Origin of the sequence: Chitinophaga agri (assembly GCF_010093065.1) — a bacterium.
Lineage (GTDB): Bacteria > Bacteroidota > Bacteroidia > Chitinophagales > Chitinophagaceae > Chitinophaga > Chitinophaga agri.
Map to the genome: position 1 here is coordinate 6,856,715 of NZ_CP048113.1, position 19,095 is coordinate 6,875,809.

The 19,095-nt window shown below is 47.1% G+C and carries 16 protein-coding genes; 7 read left to right on the top strand and 9 right to left on the bottom strand.

What is annotated here, in order from left to right; all coding sequences use genetic code 11:
- Positions 1-20: 20 nt before the first annotated feature.
- Positions 21-1,019, bottom strand: a complete 999-nt coding sequence (locus GWR21_RS27435) for an EndoS/ChiA family endoglycosidase (protein WP_162334904.1) — start codon at positions 1,017-1,019, stop codon at positions 21-23.
- A gap of 522 nt (positions 1,020-1,541) precedes the next feature.
- On the opposite strand from GWR21_RS27435, the gene GWR21_RS27440 reads away from it, so the two are divergent.
- Positions 1,542-2,330 (top strand): phosphatase PAP2 family protein, encoded by a 789-nt coding sequence (locus tag GWR21_RS27440; protein WP_162334905.1) that lies wholly within the window; start codon positions 1,542-1,544, stop codon positions 2,328-2,330.
- Positions 2,331-2,729: 399 nt separating this feature from the next.
- Here GWR21_RS27440 and GWR21_RS27445 read toward each other — a convergent pair whose 3' ends face one another.
- The 3 genes from GWR21_RS27445 to GWR21_RS27455 all read right to left on the bottom strand — a co-directional run bounded on the left by GWR21_RS27445 (position 2,730) and on the right by GWR21_RS27455 (position 5,124).
- A complete protein-coding gene (locus GWR21_RS27445) occupies positions 2,730-3,263 on the bottom strand; it encodes a hypothetical protein (RefSeq protein WP_162334906.1) in 534 nt (177 codons plus the stop codon).
- Between the two features lie 195 nt (positions 3,264-3,458).
- Positions 3,459-4,709 carry an adenosylmethionine--8-amino-7-oxononanoate transaminase gene (gene bioA / locus GWR21_RS27450; RefSeq protein ID WP_162334907.1) on the bottom strand — a complete coding sequence of 417 codons (1,251 nt, stop codon included), beginning with the start codon at positions 4,707-4,709 and terminating at the stop codon, positions 3,459-3,461.
- Between the two features lie 34 nt (positions 4,710-4,743).
- Positions 4,744-5,124 carry a VOC family protein gene (locus GWR21_RS27455; RefSeq protein WP_162334908.1) on the bottom strand — a complete coding sequence of 127 codons (381 nt, stop codon included), beginning with the start codon at positions 5,122-5,124 and terminating at the stop codon, positions 4,744-4,746.
- A gap of 200 nt (positions 5,125-5,324) precedes the next feature.
- On the opposite strand from GWR21_RS27455, the gene GWR21_RS27460 reads away from it, so the two are divergent.
- Positions 5,325-6,332, top strand: coding sequence for an RNA ligase (ATP) (locus GWR21_RS27460; RefSeq protein WP_162334909.1), 1,008 nt, complete (start codon positions 5,325-5,327; stop codon positions 6,330-6,332).
- Between the two features lie 157 nt (positions 6,333-6,489).
- Here GWR21_RS27460 and GWR21_RS27465 read toward each other — a convergent pair whose 3' ends face one another.
- The 3 genes from GWR21_RS27465 to GWR21_RS27475 all read right to left on the bottom strand — a co-directional run bounded on the left by GWR21_RS27465 (position 6,490) and on the right by GWR21_RS27475 (position 8,427).
- On the bottom strand, positions 6,490-6,915 hold the full coding sequence (locus GWR21_RS27465; RefSeq protein WP_162334910.1) for a hypothetical protein: 426 nt from the start codon (positions 6,913-6,915) through the stop codon (positions 6,490-6,492).
- Entirely contained in the window at positions 6,908-7,555 is a 648-nt protein-coding gene (locus GWR21_RS27470) for a SatD family protein (RefSeq protein ID WP_162334911.1), read from the bottom strand. Before GWR21_RS27470 ends, GWR21_RS27465 begins: the two co-directional genes overlap by 8 nt.
- Positions 7,556-7,695: 140 nt before the next feature.
- Positions 7,696-8,427, bottom strand: coding sequence for a GntR family transcriptional regulator (locus GWR21_RS27475; protein ID WP_202928998.1), 732 nt, complete (start codon positions 8,425-8,427; stop codon positions 7,696-7,698).
- 169 nt (positions 8,428-8,596) lie between these two features.
- Between GWR21_RS27475 and GWR21_RS27480 the strand changes: the two genes are divergently transcribed.
- From GWR21_RS27480 to GWR21_RS27495, 4 genes are read left to right on the top strand one after another with little or no spacing between them, the layout of a single operon-like run.
- Positions 8,597-11,503, top strand: a complete 2,907-nt coding sequence (locus GWR21_RS27480; protein ID WP_162334912.1) for a glycoside hydrolase family 38 N-terminal domain-containing protein — start codon at positions 8,597-8,599, stop codon at positions 11,501-11,503.
- Positions 11,504-11,520: 17 nt separating this feature from the next.
- The gene (locus tag GWR21_RS27485) at positions 11,521-13,371 is read left to right on the top strand and encodes a class I mannose-6-phosphate isomerase (protein WP_162334913.1); all 1,851 of its coding nucleotides are present in this window, start codon (positions 11,521-11,523) and stop codon (positions 13,369-13,371) included.
- Positions 13,355-14,668, top strand: coding sequence for an MFS transporter (locus GWR21_RS27490; protein WP_162334914.1), 1,314 nt, complete (start codon positions 13,355-13,357; stop codon positions 14,666-14,668). The genes GWR21_RS27485 and GWR21_RS27490 overlap by 17 nt, the downstream gene beginning before the upstream one ends.
- Positions 14,665-15,519 carry an ROK family protein gene (locus tag GWR21_RS27495; RefSeq protein ID WP_162334915.1) on the top strand — a complete coding sequence of 285 codons (855 nt, stop codon included), beginning with the start codon at positions 14,665-14,667 and terminating at the stop codon, positions 15,517-15,519. The genes GWR21_RS27490 and GWR21_RS27495 overlap by 4 nt, the downstream gene beginning before the upstream one ends.
- Here the strand turns inward: GWR21_RS27495 and GWR21_RS27500 are convergent.
- Positions 15,500-16,090: a dihydrofolate reductase family protein gene (locus GWR21_RS27500; protein ID WP_162334916.1), complete on the bottom strand. Its 591-nt coding sequence runs from the start codon at positions 16,088-16,090 to the stop codon at positions 15,500-15,502. The two genes, GWR21_RS27495 and GWR21_RS27500, sit on opposite strands and share 20 nt — an antisense overlap.
- 138 nt (positions 16,091-16,228) lie before the next feature.
- Here GWR21_RS27500 and GWR21_RS27505 point away from each other — a divergent pair, with 138 nt between their 5' ends.
- Positions 16,229-17,209 carry a GlxA family transcriptional regulator gene (locus GWR21_RS27505; protein ID WP_162334917.1) on the top strand — a complete coding sequence of 327 codons (981 nt, stop codon included), beginning with the start codon at positions 16,229-16,231 and terminating at the stop codon, positions 17,207-17,209.
- A gap of 1 nt (position 17,210) precedes the next feature.
- On the opposite strand, the gene poxB is transcribed toward GWR21_RS27505, so the two are convergent.
- Entirely contained in the window at positions 17,211-18,935 is a 1,725-nt protein-coding gene (gene poxB, locus GWR21_RS27510; RefSeq protein WP_162334918.1) for a ubiquinone-dependent pyruvate dehydrogenase, read from the bottom strand.
- Between the last annotated feature and the right edge of the window lie 160 nt (positions 18,936-19,095).

Below are 19,095 nucleotides of genomic sequence, written 5' to 3' on the forward strand. Positions count from 1 at the left end.
AAGCGCACGGCCTTTACCTGTCAGGGTTGCTTTAATCTGCTGATAATGTTCGTCGTATAACTGACATCCTTCGTAATATTCCCGCTCTGATCTTTGTTATGATAACTACACCCGAATATAAACTCCATCATACCACTTCCAGCAAAGGACGTTCTTAGTGTATCTGCTATTTTTAACTCCTCGCCGGCAGGCGTCTGCTGACCGGCAGTGATCGCGCAACCGGCCCCTACACCGATCAGTACGTTCTGCGGATGACCGATAGCATCGCTATATGATTTGATAATACTTCTCACCTGTGCGGCTTTATTCCAGTAGGACATCGTCTGTACATAATCCAGGTATTGCCTGGAACGTTTGATCTGCGCAGCGTTATAGCTATTGTAATCCACTACTGATAAGATCCTGCCGGTATTAGACGCGGGGCCAGCATACTTACTCAATGCAATGATGCCACTGTCTATTACGGCAGATCTGCCAGTGCTATATTCCAGGTCGAGGTCTACACCATCCAGTTTCCATAAAGTGAGTGAGTCATTTACAACTTTCGCCATAGAGTCAGCCGCTGCTTTAGACAATTTCACCAACGACCCTGCGAAGGAAGTCGCCACGATCCGGATGCCCCGTTGCTGTAATGCATGTGCTTTGGTCAGTACATCATTCCATTCATTCTGGCCAGATACGCCTCTGTGTTCAAATTCCCATCCACCTTCCGGGGTTCTGCCGATCCCGAGTGTGAAGATATTCACAACGTCCACACCGTCGGGCATGGCATCCAGCGGACCAACACCGGACCGGTCATAGCAGCAGCCTCCCCAGTATACTACCATTACCGGACGTTTGGTCAGTGGTTTACCATAGAAGGGAGAGGTTTCTTCATGATGTGCGGTGTCTTCACCCGGACCCGGGTCAGGCTGCCGGGGAGTATGATCTTTCTTACAGGAATGGGCAATGGTCAGTAAGGCGCCTGCACAGGCGAACAGTAACGTGTACTTGAATAGCGATCGCAATCTGGTTTTCATGTGTGTAACCGGGTCGTTTTAAACGTTTTAAAATGGAATTGGTCGTCAGCAAAAGACGACATAGACAAGCCATTCCCGTGTACCAGGAAGTGTTGATAAATGAAGCAGGATGTGCGGGAAGGAGCGTATGAAGTGGCTGCTGACAGCAATACTAAACGCAGGAAAGAAGATATTCGTATAAGTCAGTATACCTCCACCAATCATTTACCTGACATGATATAGACTGACGCACACAGCTACACTGAACATTTCCAGACTGGTACGGGGGGCATAGGGGTTATTGCGCGCCTACCGCTTCTTTATTTCTTACCATAAAAAAAATTATATAGTTGAAATTATAATAATATTTTATATATTGAAGAAAAATAGGGAATTAAATCCGTCTGATGGCCGTTTCTTTCGTTTGTCTTCAGATTTGGTCCCTAGATTTACCTATGACTAACCGGCTTGTTATGATGATGTCCTATACCACACAGTAACACCGTTAAAATTTTATTGCGTACCTACAACTTGTTTAGATCTATGTTCAAAAAAGTCTTCAGCTTTTTGCTGCCCGCTATTGTCCTATACACACAACATTCCACTGCACAGGACCAGTCATCCCTCATCTTACCGACAGATTCCGTAGACGTCTATATACAGCCACCTTCCAAACATTTAGACGGCCGTTTATTGGCCATTCCGGTGACCTTTATCGCCTATGGTGCCGCTTCGCTGAAGCTGGGAGATCTCAAGAAGGTCAATAGCCATATAAACCAGGAGATCTTCCTGGAAAGCCGGCATAAGCCACTGCATTTTGACAACTATTTACAATATGGACCCGCGGCAATGGTGTATGGTCTGAACCTCGTGGGTATAAAGGGAAAGCATAACTTCATCGACCGGACGATGATCTATGGTATTTCCAATGCTATCCTGGGTGCGACGGTTATGACAACAAAGAAGTTCACGCGTGAGTGGAGACCGGATGGTTCCAATCAGATGTCCTTTCCTTCCGGACATACAGCTACAGCATTTGCGGCCGCAGAGTTCATGAGAAGAGAATACCAGGATGTATCTGTATGGTATGGTGTGGCAGGTTATGCGATGGCTGCTACCACGGGATACATGCGTATGTATAATAACAGGCACTGGTTCGGTGATGTAGTGGCAGGCGCCGGTGTGGGCATTCTGTCTACCGACCTGGCTTACTTCCTTTATCCGAAGATGAAAAGCATCTTCACCGGTAAAAAAGACAACGGTGAAACCCTCGTGACACCTACTTACCAGAACGGTGCCGTGGGATTGTGCCTGGTGCATTCATTCAGATAATCAGCGGGTGTCTGTTGCTTTCACCAGCAGATGATTACAACATATAAAACAGACAGGAGAAGGGTGTATCAAAACGTACTTTTGATACACCCTTCTCCTGTTTATCAATATATAACGCCGTTAATCTTATCGTGATATCCCCGGATTCGGGGATAGGTAGCCCGCTTTTTTCTACTGACCTTCGCAGCCCGTCAACCAAAACGGCAATATCTACATCTAAATCGGAATCGTTCGGCATCGGGATGATGCCTGGATGGTACATTACCGTCCTGCTGTATTACAAAAGGGGCTGTATCATAAAGTACGATACAGCCCCTTTTTATCCGGATACCTGAGAAATATTTTTTTTAATTGATTCTCAGGGTATTCTTTTTTTGATACAACCTCTTCTCATCCTGATCACTTGTTCACTTCAGGCATCGGTCCTGTAAAAGTCCCTGTTATCACTGCATCTGAATAGTCCAGAATATACTTCAGGCTATAGGTATTATCAGATGATTTCTTCACGGTTACACTACCGGAGCGTAGTTCTGACAGTTGTGTACCCGTACCACTTACGAAAGTTCCATTCTGAAAATCAACATCCAGCCCTGTAGGAGCTACGCTGAAGTGCTTTGTTTTGTCATAAGCAGCATCTTCTTTAGACATGTACTTGTATGTCTGTCCATCCACGAAAGTCTCAATCTCCATCAGTACGCCGGTGATCTTACCAGTGAAAGCAGGATCATTGATATTTACAGAAGATACGACGAACGTACCTCCTTCTGTGATCGGATTCCAGTTTGCACGGAAGCCGAAACGCGTGTCTATTGGGTCTCCGCTGTTGATATTGAAACCATTTACAGCGATGGGATCGGTAATGTTCTTTTCATTTTTACTACATGCGGAAAATAATGTGACAGCAATAGCTGCGAGAAAGAGTACTCTTTTCATGGACTTGTCTTGTTGTTTAAAAGATTTCAGGTTTAAAGTATATGGTACATGTTCATTCGCACAGACACTCATATCAGATACAGTTGTCAGATCGGGACACATGGATATAAACGCATGGGTCTGAGTGTGTTTTGTGGCGGCAACAATAATGCCAGATAAATAGAGGAGCATTAGATGTGCTTTCTTTCTCATAAGCTATGGTAGCTGCGCGATCCACTGTTTCATGACCGACAGGATAGTCAGTAGTTCCTCCTCACTGATGATATATGGAGGCATCAGGTAGAGCACATTGCCTATAGGACGCAGCCAGACCCCCTTATTTTGGGAGAATGGTTTAAACCCTGCAAGACACTCCGCGTTTTTCATTTCAATCGCCCCAATCGCCCCTAAAGTCCTTTTTTGTATCACTGCCGGTGATGTGATCGTGTCGAACTGCTCCCGGATGATACGCTGTATGTTCGCTACCTTGTCCAGGTAATGCGCCGATTCTATGAGGTCAATGCTTTGAAGGGCGACCATGCAGGCCAGTGGATTGGCCATAAAGGTAGGTCCATGCATCAGTGCTTTTTCATAATTGTCTCCCAGGAAACTATCGAAGACGGCGGTTGTCGCCAGCGTGGCTGCATGCCCCATATAGCCGGCTGTCAGGGCCTTGCCCACGATCATAATATCAGGCGTAACTCCCGCATGTTCTGCAGCAAACAGTTTGCCGGTGCGTCCGAAGCCGGTAGCTACTTCGTCAAATATAAAAAGCACGTTATACCGGGTACATAATTCCCTGGCTATTTTCAGATAAAGAGGAGAGTAGATGTTAAACCCGCCTGCACATTGCACAACAGGTTCTACAATAAATGCCGCGATATGTTCATGTTCCTGTTGTAACAGCGCCTCAAGTATATCAGCCGCTTTTTGTACTGTGGCGATATCTGCATCAAATCCACCTTCCGGTATATCCAATACAAATCCGCGTTGCAATACAGCTGCGAAAGCCCGGGTGAAGTCTGAATCGTCGCTCACTTCCATGGCCTTGAAGGTATCGCCGTGATAGCCGTTCCGGAGCGAGATGATCTTATGCTTACCCGTATACCCCAGGTTCCGCCAGTGCTGGATACTCATTTTGAGCGCTACTTCCACACCAATGGAACCACTGTCGGAGAAGAACACATGGTTCAGACCTTCCGGTGAAATACGGACCAGCGTAGCTGCCAGCTCCAGTGCCGGACGGTGGGTCATGCCGCCCAGCATAACATGGGCGAATTTATTCACCTGTGATATCAGTGCGTTATTCAGTACAGGATGGTTATAGCCATGTATGACCGCCCACCAGGAGGAGATACCATCGATCAGTGAACGGCCATCTTCCAGGTGCATCATTACCCCTTCTCCTGCGATCATCTTGGGCAGCTCGCCGGCCTGTCTCATTTGTGTATACGGATACCACAGCATAAACTTAAAAATTGCCGCGAATATAGTATATCTGTCAGCCTTTTTCCGTCTGTAGTACAGATAAGATGTTGCCCGCCGGATCTTCGAACCAGGCGATCAGGGGCCAGCCGTTTCTGCAGATACCCCTTTCGTCGGTTTTGATCGGCTCATTATATTGCAGAAAACGGACGCCTCTGGCGGTGAGACCGTCTACTGCCTCTTCGATATTTTTTACTGGAAAATTCAGCATGGTATAGCTGGCCGGCATGTGATTATCCTTTGCATAGATAATGATTTGCCCGCCACCGTTAATATTCAGCTGTAACATACCGTCCATATCTTCCACATCAAGTCCTAAGGTCTCTCCATAGAACTTCTTTGCTTTGGCGATATCGTTGACAGAGAATCCACTGAATGCTTTGGTATGTTTGAACATGGTGTCTTGTTTTGGTGATACCTACTGATACCGGCATCAATAAGCGGGCCGGATCAGGTGTCAAATAACTGTGACGAATGGTGATAATTTTACAGATGTTTGAAAAGTTGTATATTTGCGCCCTCATCTCTATACCTGGCAACAGATGAAACGAACAACATTTTGTAACCCTGAAAACTTCACAACTCAGTATTAGTACAATGGAAAGGAAATTAGTGTCTCCGGTTGTTATTGATGATGTACAACCTATTGAAGGAGCAGACCTGATAGAAGTAGCCACCGTAAAAGGCTGGAAACTTGTCATAAAAAAAGGTGAATTTAAGATCGGTGATCACGCGGTGTATTGCGAGATCGACTCATTCCTGCCGGTAAAGGAGGAATTTGAATTTCTGCGGAAGAGCTCTTTCCGTAGAATGGGAGAACAGGAGGGCTTCAGACTGAAGACCATGAGAATGAGAGGACAGATCTCTCAGGGATTGCTGCTGCCCATCCATCTGCTGGAAGGCTACACTTACCAGCTGGGTGAGGACGTATCTGCACGTCTTGGCGTTATTAAATACGAACCACCAATGCCTGCGGCACTGGGCGGTATTGCCAAAGGACTGTTCCCTTCATTTATCCCTAAAACGGATGAAGAAAGGATCCAGAACCTGAGTGCTGACTATGAGAAATTCAAACAGCATACGTTCTATGTAACGGAAAAACTGGACGGCTCTTCTGTCACTTACTACCTCAATGAAGGTAGTTTCGGCGTCTGTTCCCGTAACCTCGACCTGGAAGAATCGGAGGAGAACAGTTTCTGGAAAGTAGCGGGTAAGGAAGACATCGCTGCTAAACTGGCTGCTCTCGGTAAGAATATCGCCATTCAGGGTGAACTGATAGGAGAAGGTGTGCAGGGTAACCCTTATGGTTTACGCGGACAAACCGTGAGGTTCTTCAACGCATTCAATATAGACGAGTACAGGTACTTTGAACTGGAGGAATTTACAGCGTTGATCACTTCGCTGGGATTACAGACTGTGCCTATCCTCGAGCTGAACTATACACTGCCAGCATCACTGGATGAATTGCTGACGATCGCTGATGGCGCGTCGGTGTTAAGTCCGCAGGGCAAGCTGGTAGAGCGGGAAGGTCTCGTGATCCGGTCAACCGACAGAAAGATCTCGTTCAAGGTTATTTCGAATAAGTTCCTGCTGAACGAAAGATAAGTTTAAAAGGGTCTGCCATCGGCGGACTAAATTGTAAAAAGTATCAGGCCGGATTTATTCCGGCCTTTCATTTAAATATACTATCTGTCTATGTGTTTCTGAGTTGTTTTTTCCATTCAACCATCTTTTCCTAAAATGATCCTGGTTTTGTCTTTCATTACTGACCACATATTTTTTTAAATAACCAAAGCTCAGGAAAGTTGCTATAAGCATACCAATAACTAATTGCAACTAATACTGAAGTTAAATTACCCAGTAGATAGTAGTCGTTATATTTGTTATCTGCATCTGTTAGGGTCATCTGTTTTTCTTCAGTGCCTACAGATGCTTGTTCGACTTTTTTTGTTTCGTCATGTTTCAACCTGGTAGCTAGTTTCAATGCACTAAATAACGTCAGTGCATGTGGAAGATTATTAATCAGGCATATTGCCAGGAACATTCGTTCGAAAAAGCCTTTAAAGATTGATTTCCAATCGATTCCTTTTACCTCTTTGTAGTAAATTTGAGAAATCGCCGCAAATGCGAATGCGAGTATAATCTCCGAAGCAATTAAAAGAATTATTAATGTTATAGTTTTACACATGTTGATGGTTTCCTATGTATTGAATAACTTTTTTTAATGAAATGTATTCATTGATTTTGATCGTTTTTTCTCGTCTCCATATTAAAGAGCGGTCCTTCTCTAATTTTTCAGCTACTAATTTGTAATCTTTTAATTTAAGGAATTGGGTTATCAACTCGAAATCCTTTTCTAATTTCCAGTCATCTACAATTGACTGATATATATTGAAAATATTATTTAATGCAGCTGATTGTTGTTCATTTTGTATGCTAAAATGAAATCTGCTATTTGAACTTTTGTCATTGGTAAGCATTTGCCTTGCTTCTGTCAGACCTGCACCCAGCATCTCATATGCTATATTATTATTGATTGGAGTATCTATCTCGCCTTCAACCAATACATATCTAAGTTTCATTTGTACATGTTGCTCAATAATTTGTTCTTCTAATGCAATTATGAGCTCCAATGTGGCATTTAAATCTATTGCGATTCCCTGGAATTCGTCTCCTAGCGTAATTGTTAATGGGGATAATATTTTTCTTTGGTATACATGGTTTATCGTATGGACAATTTTTTTGAAATCGCGCATCAGTTTATCTTGCTTAGTAGCTCGGCTTCCGATAATATCGGCCATCAAAATAAAATAACGCTTCTTCTTCATTGCTATTGCACTTTTACTGCAATTTATGTATTTATTGCATTATTCATGCAATTTTATTTCGTGTTGCTGTTTTTATGCAATAAATTTACACTATGCTGCACATCTGTATTGAGATGGAGCAGCCCCATTGGCTATGTAAACTATCTTCTGCTTTCCACGGTGTAAATAAAGCTGTCTGATTTATAATACCCCATGTTCTGTTCCATCGGTTTATCATCCTGATCATATACAAAGCGCTTACGGAACAGTATCGGACTACCCGGATCAATCTCCAGTTTACCCGCTATGAAATTGTCCGCAGCCTTCGCACTGATCTCCTCTTTGGACAAGGTAGCGATGACGTTGTAATCCTGTTCCAGTATCTCATATAAGGGACGTTTGAAGTCCTCCTCACCGGTGAGCCCGATGCTGGGGTGAAAGTAAGATACAAAGTAGACAAACGGACCTTCCGGTTGTCCTCTCAGTCGCTCCAGTTTTAGTATTTTCTGTTCCGGTTTTATATCAAAAAAATGGATCAGTTCTTCATGTGGTTTCACCCAGCTGATATGTAGTTCAAAGTTCCTGATGGGGATGCCTCTGGCAGCCATCTCCTGGGAGAAGCTTTTCCAGTTCATAGATTTCGAACTGACTGTTTTCTCAGAGACTTTAGTACCGATACCTTTCTTACGCACCAGCAATCCTTCGTACACCAGTTTATTCAGCGCCTGGCGCAGGGTGGTACGGGAGATCTGCAGTTGTTTGGATAACTCTACTTCGTTTGGCAGGAATTTCCCGCTGCGGAACTGCGGGTCTTCGATCATTTTCCTCAATAGTTCCTCCGCCTGAATATGCAGTGGCACACTGCTGTTATGGTCAATAGAAAGATGCATCATACAGGCCGAAAATATCAAAAGTAACAGACTATGCCCAGAAATAGGGGAAAATAAATTTGCTTTCTATGAACAATGTTTTATATGTTTGTACATATGTATGGTCTTTAAGTGCCTTGTTTACAAGGGTGATAGCTGAAATGAATAACTAAAAGGATAATAATTGAGGTATATGTATATACATATTGTAAAAGGCTTACAACGTATCTGCCTGATTACCTGTAGCCTGGTAATATGGGGACACCATCATTCCGCCATAGCACAGCAAAAGGGTCCAGCCTTTACTTCTATTGAACTACAACCTACTGTGGCCTACCTGCATTACCAGGGGCGTAGTGCCAGAATGGTGAGGATGGTATTTCACAGCGGAAATAGCTATGCGCCTGCGACGGCCTACATCCACTTTAACGGCTTATCTGATAGCATATCCGTAGCATCCTCACCCGCAGGACTGCAGGTATTTGAACTGCCTTTGCCGGGTGCGCCTGTACAGAAGGATACGGAACTGTATGTCAGACTGCGTACCGGTGGACGGGATTATACTGCCCGCTGTATGGTTAGTCCGGCGAAAGAATGGAAAGTATACCTGCTGCCACACTCGCACGTAGATATCGGTTATACCAATGTGCAGGAAAAGGTCATGCGCCTGCATATGAACAATATTGATGAAGCCATTAAGATCGCCGCCCGCACACAGAACTATCCCGCGGAGGCCCGTTACAAATGGAATACAGAGGCTTTCTGGGTGGTAGATCACTATCTGGCTGAAGCAGATGCTGCGAAGAAAAAAGCTTTCTGGGAGGCCGTGAAAAAAGGATGGATCAATATTGATGGCGCTTACGCGAATATCAATACCAGTGTGACCGATTCCCGTCAACTGATGCAGATGTTCCATACAGCTGTGAAGACAGCCAAAGAACAAGGTATTGACATCACTACGATGTTCCAGGGTGATGTGCCGGGGGCTTCCTGGGGACTGGCCAGTCAGGCGGCCATTACGGGTATCCGGTACTTCTGGGGCGCCCCCAATGCGGATGACCGTATCGGACGCTCTCCTGGCTGGAGAGATCGTCCATTTTACTGGCAGTCGCCGGGTCGGCAGAAAATGCTCTACTGGCAAAGTGAACCTTATTCTATCGGTTATCGCCTGAAAGGCAGCAAAATACCTAATTTCTTTACCGTAGAAGATCCGGTGCCCTATTATACCGGCCATCCCTCCGCTAATTTCCTGAACCCTTATCTGTTTGAATACCTCGCAGGACTGTCCCAAAAGCAATTCCCCTACAACATGACCATCATGACATGGGCGATGAGCGACAATGCGCCTATTGATCCGGAGTTACCTGAGGCCGTAAAGGAATGGAATGAGAAGTTTGCTTCTCCGAAACTGATCATCACTTCTGTAAAGCAGTTCTTTACCGATTTCGAAAGCGCTTATAAAGATAGTATACCAGTGGTATCTGGCGACTATACTGAGTTCTGGACAGATGGTATCGGCTCGGCAGCGAAAGAGACCGGCTATAACAGAAATGCATCAGAGACGCTGCAACAGGCAGATGCGGTATGGGCACTACTTGGAAAAGCTCCGTACCCTGCACGTGAGACAGACACGATCTGGAATAATATCCTCTTATTCAATGAACATACCTGGGGCGCTTATAACAGCATCTCCAATCCGGAAGACCCTAAAGCAATTGCACAATGGTCATATAAACAATCCTTCGCACTGAAGGGGCGTGCGCAATCCGCAGCAATGCTGGAACGTGCCACCGGCGGAGAGATAATCGCTAACGCCATTGATGTGTATAATACCATTGGTGATATACGTACGGAATTAGTGATCGTTCCTGCTGCCCGTAGTCAAGCAGGTGATCTTGTAAAAGACGTCGATGGCAGGCGTGTGCCTTCCCAGCGTCTCAGCACCGGCGAACTGGCTATACTGGCCAAAGATATAGCGCCTTACAGCAAGCAGCGTTTTACCATACACGCAGGGAAGGCGTATACCAATACAAGGTCAGTTGTTACCAATACGACACTCAGCAACGAACTATATCATATCACGCTGGATGCAAAGACAGGTAATATCACCGGTTTGACGCGTAACGGGATAGCGCATAATCTGGCTGATTCCACAGGACTCAACCGCTATTCCTATCTGCCAGGCGATTCACTGGCGAAGATACAATATGCAGGGCCTGCGACATTGACAGTAAAAGAGAACGGACCACTGGTGGTGAGTGTGAACGTGCGCACCATTGCTCCCGGTACCAATGCATTAACCAGTGAGATCAGACTGGTCGCTGGTGTGGACCGCATTGAAGTGATCAATACGATCGATAAAAAAGCCATTACAGCGAAAGAAGGTGTACACTTCGCTTTTCCTTTCAATGTGCCCGCTGCACAAGTGCGATACAACATTCCGTGGGGTAGTGTACAGGCTGAAGCTGATCAGCTGAAGTATGCTAACAGGAACTGGTATACGGTGCAGCGATGGGTGGACGTATCAGGGAGTGATTATGGTGTTACCTGGTCTACGCCGGATGCCCCGCTGTTTGAACTTGGTACGCAGACTTCCGCCGATATGGTGGGCGGATTGCACGATCCTGCACAGTGGGCCACTTTCACAGAACAACGTCCGGCCATCTATTCCTGGGTGATGAATAATCTCTGGCATACCAACTTCCGGCATGCGCAGGAGGGACTGGCCACATGCCGTTATTATCTGACTGTACACCGTGCTTATGATGCGTATGCCGTGAATCAGACAGGTATGGCGAATCATCGTCCACTGATAGCGGTGCCTGCTACTGGCAGCGCGACAGCGTCATTACCATTCACTGCACAGTCAACAACAGTATTGATAGAAAGTATTAAGCCTGCGGCTGATGGGAAAGGTGTGATAGTATGGCTGGTCAATACAGCGGCGGATGAGGGAAAGATCACGCTGCAGGCGAAAGATAAGACCCGGCGGTTACAGGTGACTGCAACGAACATGCTGGAGGAAACCGGACAACAATTAACTAATATCGTCACTCTGCCAGCGAAAGGTATTTTGATGTTAAGAGTGGAAAATAAATAACAGTAACAGAATTGATCATGTTAAATGCGCAGAAACATACGCCGCTTTTGAATAGTGAAGTGACCGGTAACTGGCGGAATGCCGGACAGCCCCTGCTGCCTTTACATCCGCCGGCGGCGCCGCAGGGATATAATATTTATCCCGCCCATACTTTAGGTAAAGGTAAGATCCACAGTGGTTATACCACGTTGGCTGACTGGATAATGACCCATCAGCAGGTACGGATAGACGGGTATACCGGTATCTTCTGGGAAGAGCTGCGGTCATCGCTGACGGCATTGTTCGCAGAAAAGGGGGTACGGGTAAAATGGCACCTGATGCAGGCAGCAATGAAAGATGAAGCCCTCACTAATGAACTGGTGGCTCCTTTCACTGGTGAGCATGGCGCGGTATGGGGTACACGTACCAGCCTGCAGTTGCCCGATTTCTTTGATGCCGCAACACTGACTGCTATACAGCCTGACCCTGCATATGACCTGAACATCATCATAGGAACAGGTGCGGCGCTGACAGCTCCTGGCACACCACTGATCTACCTGGACATACCTAAGAATGAACTGCAATACCGCATGCGTGCCGGTGCTGCGAATAACCTGGGTAGTCATACGCAGGATAAGCCGGCCGAAATGTATAAGCGTGCCTACTTTGTAGACTGGGTAGTGCTGAATGATCATAAACAGGCCATAGCCGCTGACATCAGTGTATTCGCAGACACACAATGGGGGAATACCCTGACCTGGATAAAAGCGGAGGATCTGGTAGCAGGTATACGGCACATCAGCCAGGATACTTTCCGGGTAAGGCCCTGGTTTGAAGCAGGCGCCTGGGGTGGACAATGGATGAAGGAGCATATTGCCGGTCTGCCACAGGAAGAGATTAACCTGGCCTGGTCATTTGAAATGATCGTTCCGGAGAACGGGGTGTTGTTTGAGAGTGATGATACGTTATTTGAAATACCTTTTGAATGGCTGATGTATCTGCAACACCGGGCTATTCTGGGTAAGCATGCGGACATCTTCCGGTATGAGTTTCCTATCCGGTTTGACTTCCTGGATACATTTGATGGAGGAAATCTGTCCATTCAGTGTCATCCGTCTATGGACTACATCCGGAAGGAATTCGGAGAAACCTTTACACAGGATGAGACCTATTATATCCTTGACTGTAAAGAGAATGCTGGTGTGTATCTGGGATTTACGGAAAATATAGACGCCGGTGAATTAAAGGTGGTACTGGAGAACAGTCAGCTGGAAAGTAAGCCGGTGAATATCACGGACTATGTACAGCTGCATCCTGCGAAAAAGCATGACCTGTTCCTGATACCTAACGGAACGGTGCATAGTGCGGGTGCTGATAACCTTGTACTGGAGATCAGTGCGACCCCTTATATTTTTACCTTCAAGATGTATGACTGGGTGCGTCCGGGACTGGATGGTAAGCCAAGACCGATCAATATTGACCATGCATTCAACAATCTTGACTTCAGCAGGAAGGGAGACGTGGTAGCGAAAGAGCTGATCTCGTCACCGTTTAAGGCAAGAGAAGGCAGTGACTGGCAGTTATGGCAACTACCTACACATTCGCAGCATTTTTATGAAATACAGCGGGTAGAAATGGAAACTACTGTATCTTTTGAGACGAATGGCCGTTGTATGATCTTAATGCTGGTGGAGGGAACGGCCGTAGCGGTGACGACAGCCAACGGAGCAGAAACATTGTATCAATATGCAGAGACGTTTGTCATACCAGCTGCGGCAACACATTTTACACTTGTTAATAAAGGTCCGGAGAAAGCGAAAGTTGTAATGGCTTTCCTCAAAGAAGACCATCCTGTATTCAGCACGATCCGTTATGAGAAAACAATCTAACTTACTTTTACTGACTACGATAGTGGCTTCCCTGGGAGGCTTCCTGTTCGGGTTTGATATGGCGGTGGTATCGGGTATCCTGCCTTTTGTGCGAGCACAATACACATTGTCTGCCTTCCAGGAAGGATGGTTTGTATCCTCTGCACTGGCAGGCTGTATTGTCGGTGTGATCATTGCCGGTAATCTCAGTGACCGGCTGGGAAGAAAAAAGCTGTTGTATATGGCAGCGTCTCTTTTTCTGCTGGCAGCACTGGGGTGTGCCTTCTTTTCTGCTCTTTCCTGGGTCATTGCGGCCCGTATTGGCGGAGGGGTGGCTGTGGGTATTGCCTCGAGCATTGTGCCGCTGTATCTGTCTGAAATAGCGCCGGACGATAAAAGGGGGCGCCTGGTCACCTATTATCAGCTGGCGGTGACCATCGGGATACTGGTAGCGTATTGCAGTAATGCGAAGTTACTGTCTTACGCGGAAGCACATCAGCAGGCGCACAGTGGCAGTATTTTTCATTTCCTGTTTGTGACGGAGGTATGGAGAGGTATGTTCGGCATCGGTATGTTGCCTGCGGCATTGTTCCTCTTTGGGTTGATGTGGGTGCCGGAGAGTCCGCGGTGGCTGTTGCAGAAAGGGAAGGCGGTTAAGAAAGAAGGGTATGGCCCGCTGTTTGTGCCTGCTATGCGCAGGGCCCTATTACTGGGTATATTACTGCCGTTGTTTTCACAGTTCAGCGGTATCAATGCCATCATTTATTACGGACCGTCTATTCTCAATAGTGCGGGTATTACCCTGAGTAATTCCTTCGTCAGCCAGATCATATTTGGAGCGGCCAATGTGTTCTTTACCATCTTTGCTATCTGGAAAGTGGATAGTCTGGGGAGAAGACCATTATACCTCTGGGGAACAGCCGGTGCTGCCATCAGTCTGATCCTGACAGGCATCTGCTTTTATCAGAATATGGCCACGGGAATTCCTTTATTATTAGCTGTTTTATCCTTCCTGGCATTCTTTGCATTTTCTATCGGTCCGCTGAAATTCGTGATCGCTGCCGAGATCTTCCCTGACAGCATACGTGCGAAGGCGTTATCTTTAAGCATCATGGTAATGTGGGTGTCGGATACGATCGTGGGACAGCTGACACCTGTGCTGTTGCGGAGCCTCGGCACAGCACAGACCTTCTGGTTCTTTGGTGTATGCTGTGCCGGCGCGTTTATAGCCGTATACCGCTTATTACCGGAAACGAAAGGACAGTCCTTTGAAGAGATCGAACAGTATTGGAAAAATTCAGTGAAACAGCGTGTATGACAACGGGAATAGTTTTAAGTGCCGACATCGGAGGTTCGCATATAACGACTGCATTGGTGGATATGGAAAGCCGGGTAATATTGCCCGGTACCCGGCACCGTACGCATATAGATGCTCATGGCAGTGTCGATGATATTATGGAAGGATGGACTGCCGTGATGCAGCAAACGATGCACATGGGAGACAATGTACAACAGATAGGCATTGCGATGCCCGGGCCGTTTGACTATGAAGAAGGGATTAGTCTGATAAAGGGACTGCATAAATACGAAGCGCTCTACGGATTGAATGTAAAAGAAATGCTGGCGGACAGGCTGCAGGTCAGCAAGGCCGGTATCCGGTTCACTAATGATGCGTCCTGCTTTTTGCAGGGTGAGCTCTTTGCCGGTGCGGCGAAAGGTGAACGGCAGGCGCTGGGGCTGACCCTGGGTACCGGCTTCGGATCATCCATCGCAGAAGATGGTATGGCGCTGGAAGGCACTTTCTGGAAAACACCTTTCAGGGAGACAATGGCGGAGGAGTATTTCTCTACCCGCTGGTTCCTGCGGCGATATGAGGCATTATCCGGAGAAAAGATGACCAGCGTACGTGAAATGGCTGGTCGTGCACAGCAACCGGGATATGCAAGGACGGTATTCGAAGAGTTTGGGAGTAACCTGGGGCAATTCCTGCTGGAACAACAGCCATTGCCTTCACTGATCATACTGGGAGGGAACATTGCGCAGTCATTTGCGTTGTTTGGTACACCCTTGCAGGCGCAGCTTCCGCAGGCAAGATTTATGGTATCCTCCCAGGGAGAAGACGGGATTTTGCTGGGAGCCGCGGGGAAGTTTATGATTCCTGGTCCTTAATATCCCGTTCCTGGTTCACTTTGTAATACAATAGCACTACACCACTCCGGAACGTTCGTGTCCTGACAAACTGCAGGTGAACATTTTCTTCCATGTTTCTGAACATAGGTACGCCCTGCTGGATAAACACCGGATGTACCCATATATGGAACTCATCGATGAGGCCCTGCCGGATAAATGACTGCACAATACTACTGCTGCCATAGATGATCATATCTTTTCCGGGGGACTGTTTCATCTTCAGCACCTCTTCACTGATATTGGTTCTTACTAACCGGGTATTCTGCCAGGAGATAGTTTGCAGGGTATGGGAGAAGACGATCTTGGTATGATTGTTCATCATATCTGCATATTCCCCTTCTACGCCGGTGAATGATCTAACAGGCCAATAGCCGGCCATTTTCTCATAACTACGTCTTCCGAGCAGGATGGTGTCCATCTTCCCCAGCTGATCGCAGATATAAAGCGACATTTCCTCTGTCCAGAGAGGGAAATGCCAGTCCAGCTCTCCATCAGCACCAGCCATGAAACCGTCGAGGGTCACATTCATAGATACGATTATCTTTCTCATTGGGTCAGCGTTGCTCAGCATCAAAGGTACTGCCGGAGGATAGGTTGGACAGGGCGTGTTCCGGACTTGTGAGAGGGTTGTTTCTGACATACAAATTTCCTTATTTTTGTTGAGCAACCTGTTTAAACCAAATTCCAGATGAAACACATTTCTATCTTAGTGCCTGACGAGGCCGTATTGGGTACTATCTCAGATACGCGTTACATGTTTACTACGCTTAATGAGTTCCTGGAGTCTGACGGTAAGTCTCCTATGTTTAAAGTGCAACTTGTGGGACTGACACCGGAGGTAAGGTTAAATCAGGGGCTTTTTGCCATTCATCCTGATGTCCTGATCGGAGACATCGAAGAGACAGATCTTATCATTATACCCCCACTGAGTGGCGATCTGAAAGCTACCCTTGAGCGCAACAAGGCATTCATTCCCTGGATCATCGATCATTATCATAATGGCGCAGAAGTGGCGAGTTTGTGTATTGGTTCCTTTATGCTGGCCGCTACAGGATTGCTGAATGGTAAAGAGTGTTCCAGTCACTGGGCATCAGCAGGAGAGTTCCGCGATATGTTCCCGGAAGTGCACCTCATTGATGGCAGGATCATTACAGAGGAACAGGGATTGTACTCCAGCGGAGGGGCTACTTCGTACTGGAATCTGCTGTTACATCTTGTAGAGAAACTGACGGATCGTGCACTCACCATCCGGATAGCGAAACTGTTCGCACTGGAAATAGACAGGAAGACACAGTCTCCTTTTGTCATGTTTAACGGACAAAAGCGACATGAAGACGAGCCTATAAAAAAAGCCCAGGAGTTCATCGAGTGTAACCTCACAGAAAAGATCTCTGTAGATGATCTGGCGTCAAGGTTTGCCATAGGCAGAAGGCACTTCGACCGTCGCTTTAAAAAGGCGACCAACAATACACCCGCTGAATACATTCAACGGGTGAAGATTGAGGCCGCCAAAAAGTGGCTGGAAAACAGCCATAAGAATGTCAATGAAGTCATGTATGAAGTAGGCTACAACGACACCAAGTCTTTTCGGACAGTGTTCAAAAAGATCACGGGATTGTCGCCTATCGATTACAGGAACAAATACAATAAGGAAGCGGTAGTGGCCTGACCTAGTCCAGGAAGTTGGAAGTCAGTGTATCCCATACCTCCTTCCCATTACCGTTAAATACCTGTTTCAGCGCATACATACCGAACCCTTTCGCCTGGGAGAACTCGATCTTGGGTGGCATGACCAGGACAGAAGGATTCACTACTGCATCTATCAGTACCGGACCGTCGTGCGTGAAGGCTTTTTCCAGTGCTTCTCTCACATTACCCGGGTTTTCTACCCGGATGCCTTTCATACCGATGGCTTCCGCCATCCGTGCGAAGTCAGGATTCTTCAGGTCTGTACCGTAAGGCGGCAGACCCGCCACTTTCATTTCCATCGCAACAAAGCCCAGTGAGCTGTTGTTAAAGACGACGATCTTTACCGGCAGGTTATATTGTACGATAGTGAGGATGTCTCCCATCATCATGGAAAATCCGCCATCACCAGACAGGGAAATCACCTGTCTTCCCGGATATGTGAGCTGGGCACCGATTGCCTGCGGCATGGCGCTGGCCATTGATCCATGATTGAATGAACCCAGCAGGCGTTGCTCCTTTTTCATACGCAGGTAACGGGCCGCCCAGACGGTTGGTTCTCCTACGTCGGCAGTGAAGATGGCGTCAGGATCAGCCAGCTCGTTGATGAGATGGGTCAGGTACTCCGGATGGATAGGCTTCGCATCTGCTTTACCAATAGCATGCTTTTCCAGTGACTCCCGGCTGTTGCGGTAATGGGCGACACATTTGTCCAGGAAGGAACGGTCATGACGCTGTTGTAAAAAAGGTAGCAGGCAGTGCAATGTATCCTGCACATCTCCTACCAGTCCCATCGCAATATTGCATCGTCTGCCGAGACGTTCCGCACGGATATCTACCTGTACGATCTTCGCCCTGGAAGGGTACCAGTCTTTGTATGGGAAGTCAGTACCCAGCATGATCACCAGATCACTGTGCTCCATGGCATGATAGCCGGAAGAGAAGCCGATCAGTCCCGTCATACCTACGTCATACGGATTATCATATTCTACAAACTCTTTTCCTCTTAAAGCGTGTACCATTGGTGAGTAGATCCTGTCTCCAAGGGCGATCAGTTCATCATGTGCACCCGCGCAGCCTCGTCCGCAAAGCAGTGTGACCTTCTCCGACTGATTGATCAGATCGGCCAGCTTTTGCAGTTCTGCGTCAGAAGGGCGGATAGAGGGACGGCTGACCAGCAGGGAGTGTTCCAGTCCGTTATCTTCCACATGCTGCATCGCTACATCGCCAGAGAGGGCAATGACGGCTACACCACCCAGTCCGATGGCGTGCTGCATGGCAGACTGCAAGACGCGGGGCATCTGCCTGGCGGAGGCCACGGTTTCACAATAATGGCTGCATTCGCGGAAAAGCGATTCCGGCCTGGTTTCCTGGAAATAGGAAGTCCCGATCTCTGTACTCGGTATCTGTGCGGCAATAGCGAGTACAGGTGCCATGCTGCGGTGGGCATCGTATAATCCGTTGATCAGGTGCATGTTGCCCGGTCCGCAGCTACCCGCGCAGACAGCGAGTTTTCCGGTAAGCTGTGCTTCGGCACCTGCGGCGAAGGCAGCTGCTTCTTCATGCCTGTAATGGATCCATTCTATTTTCTTACTTTGGCGGATCTCGTCAGTGATACTGTTGAGAGAGTCGCCTACTACGCCGTGTACTTTGGTGACACCGGCGGCTATCAGTTGTTCTACTATTTGAGCGGCAATCGTCCTGGGCATAAACAAGGTGTTTTATTCTAAATTTAGTTGTTAAAATCAAGGTGTTAGAGGGTAGGGACTCATTTACACTGAAACCGGCAAGAAGAACGATAATCAGGACAAAGAACAGTCCTGTTCGCTGCTAAAAAACTGAACCTGTCACCATTTTTTCTACCGGGGA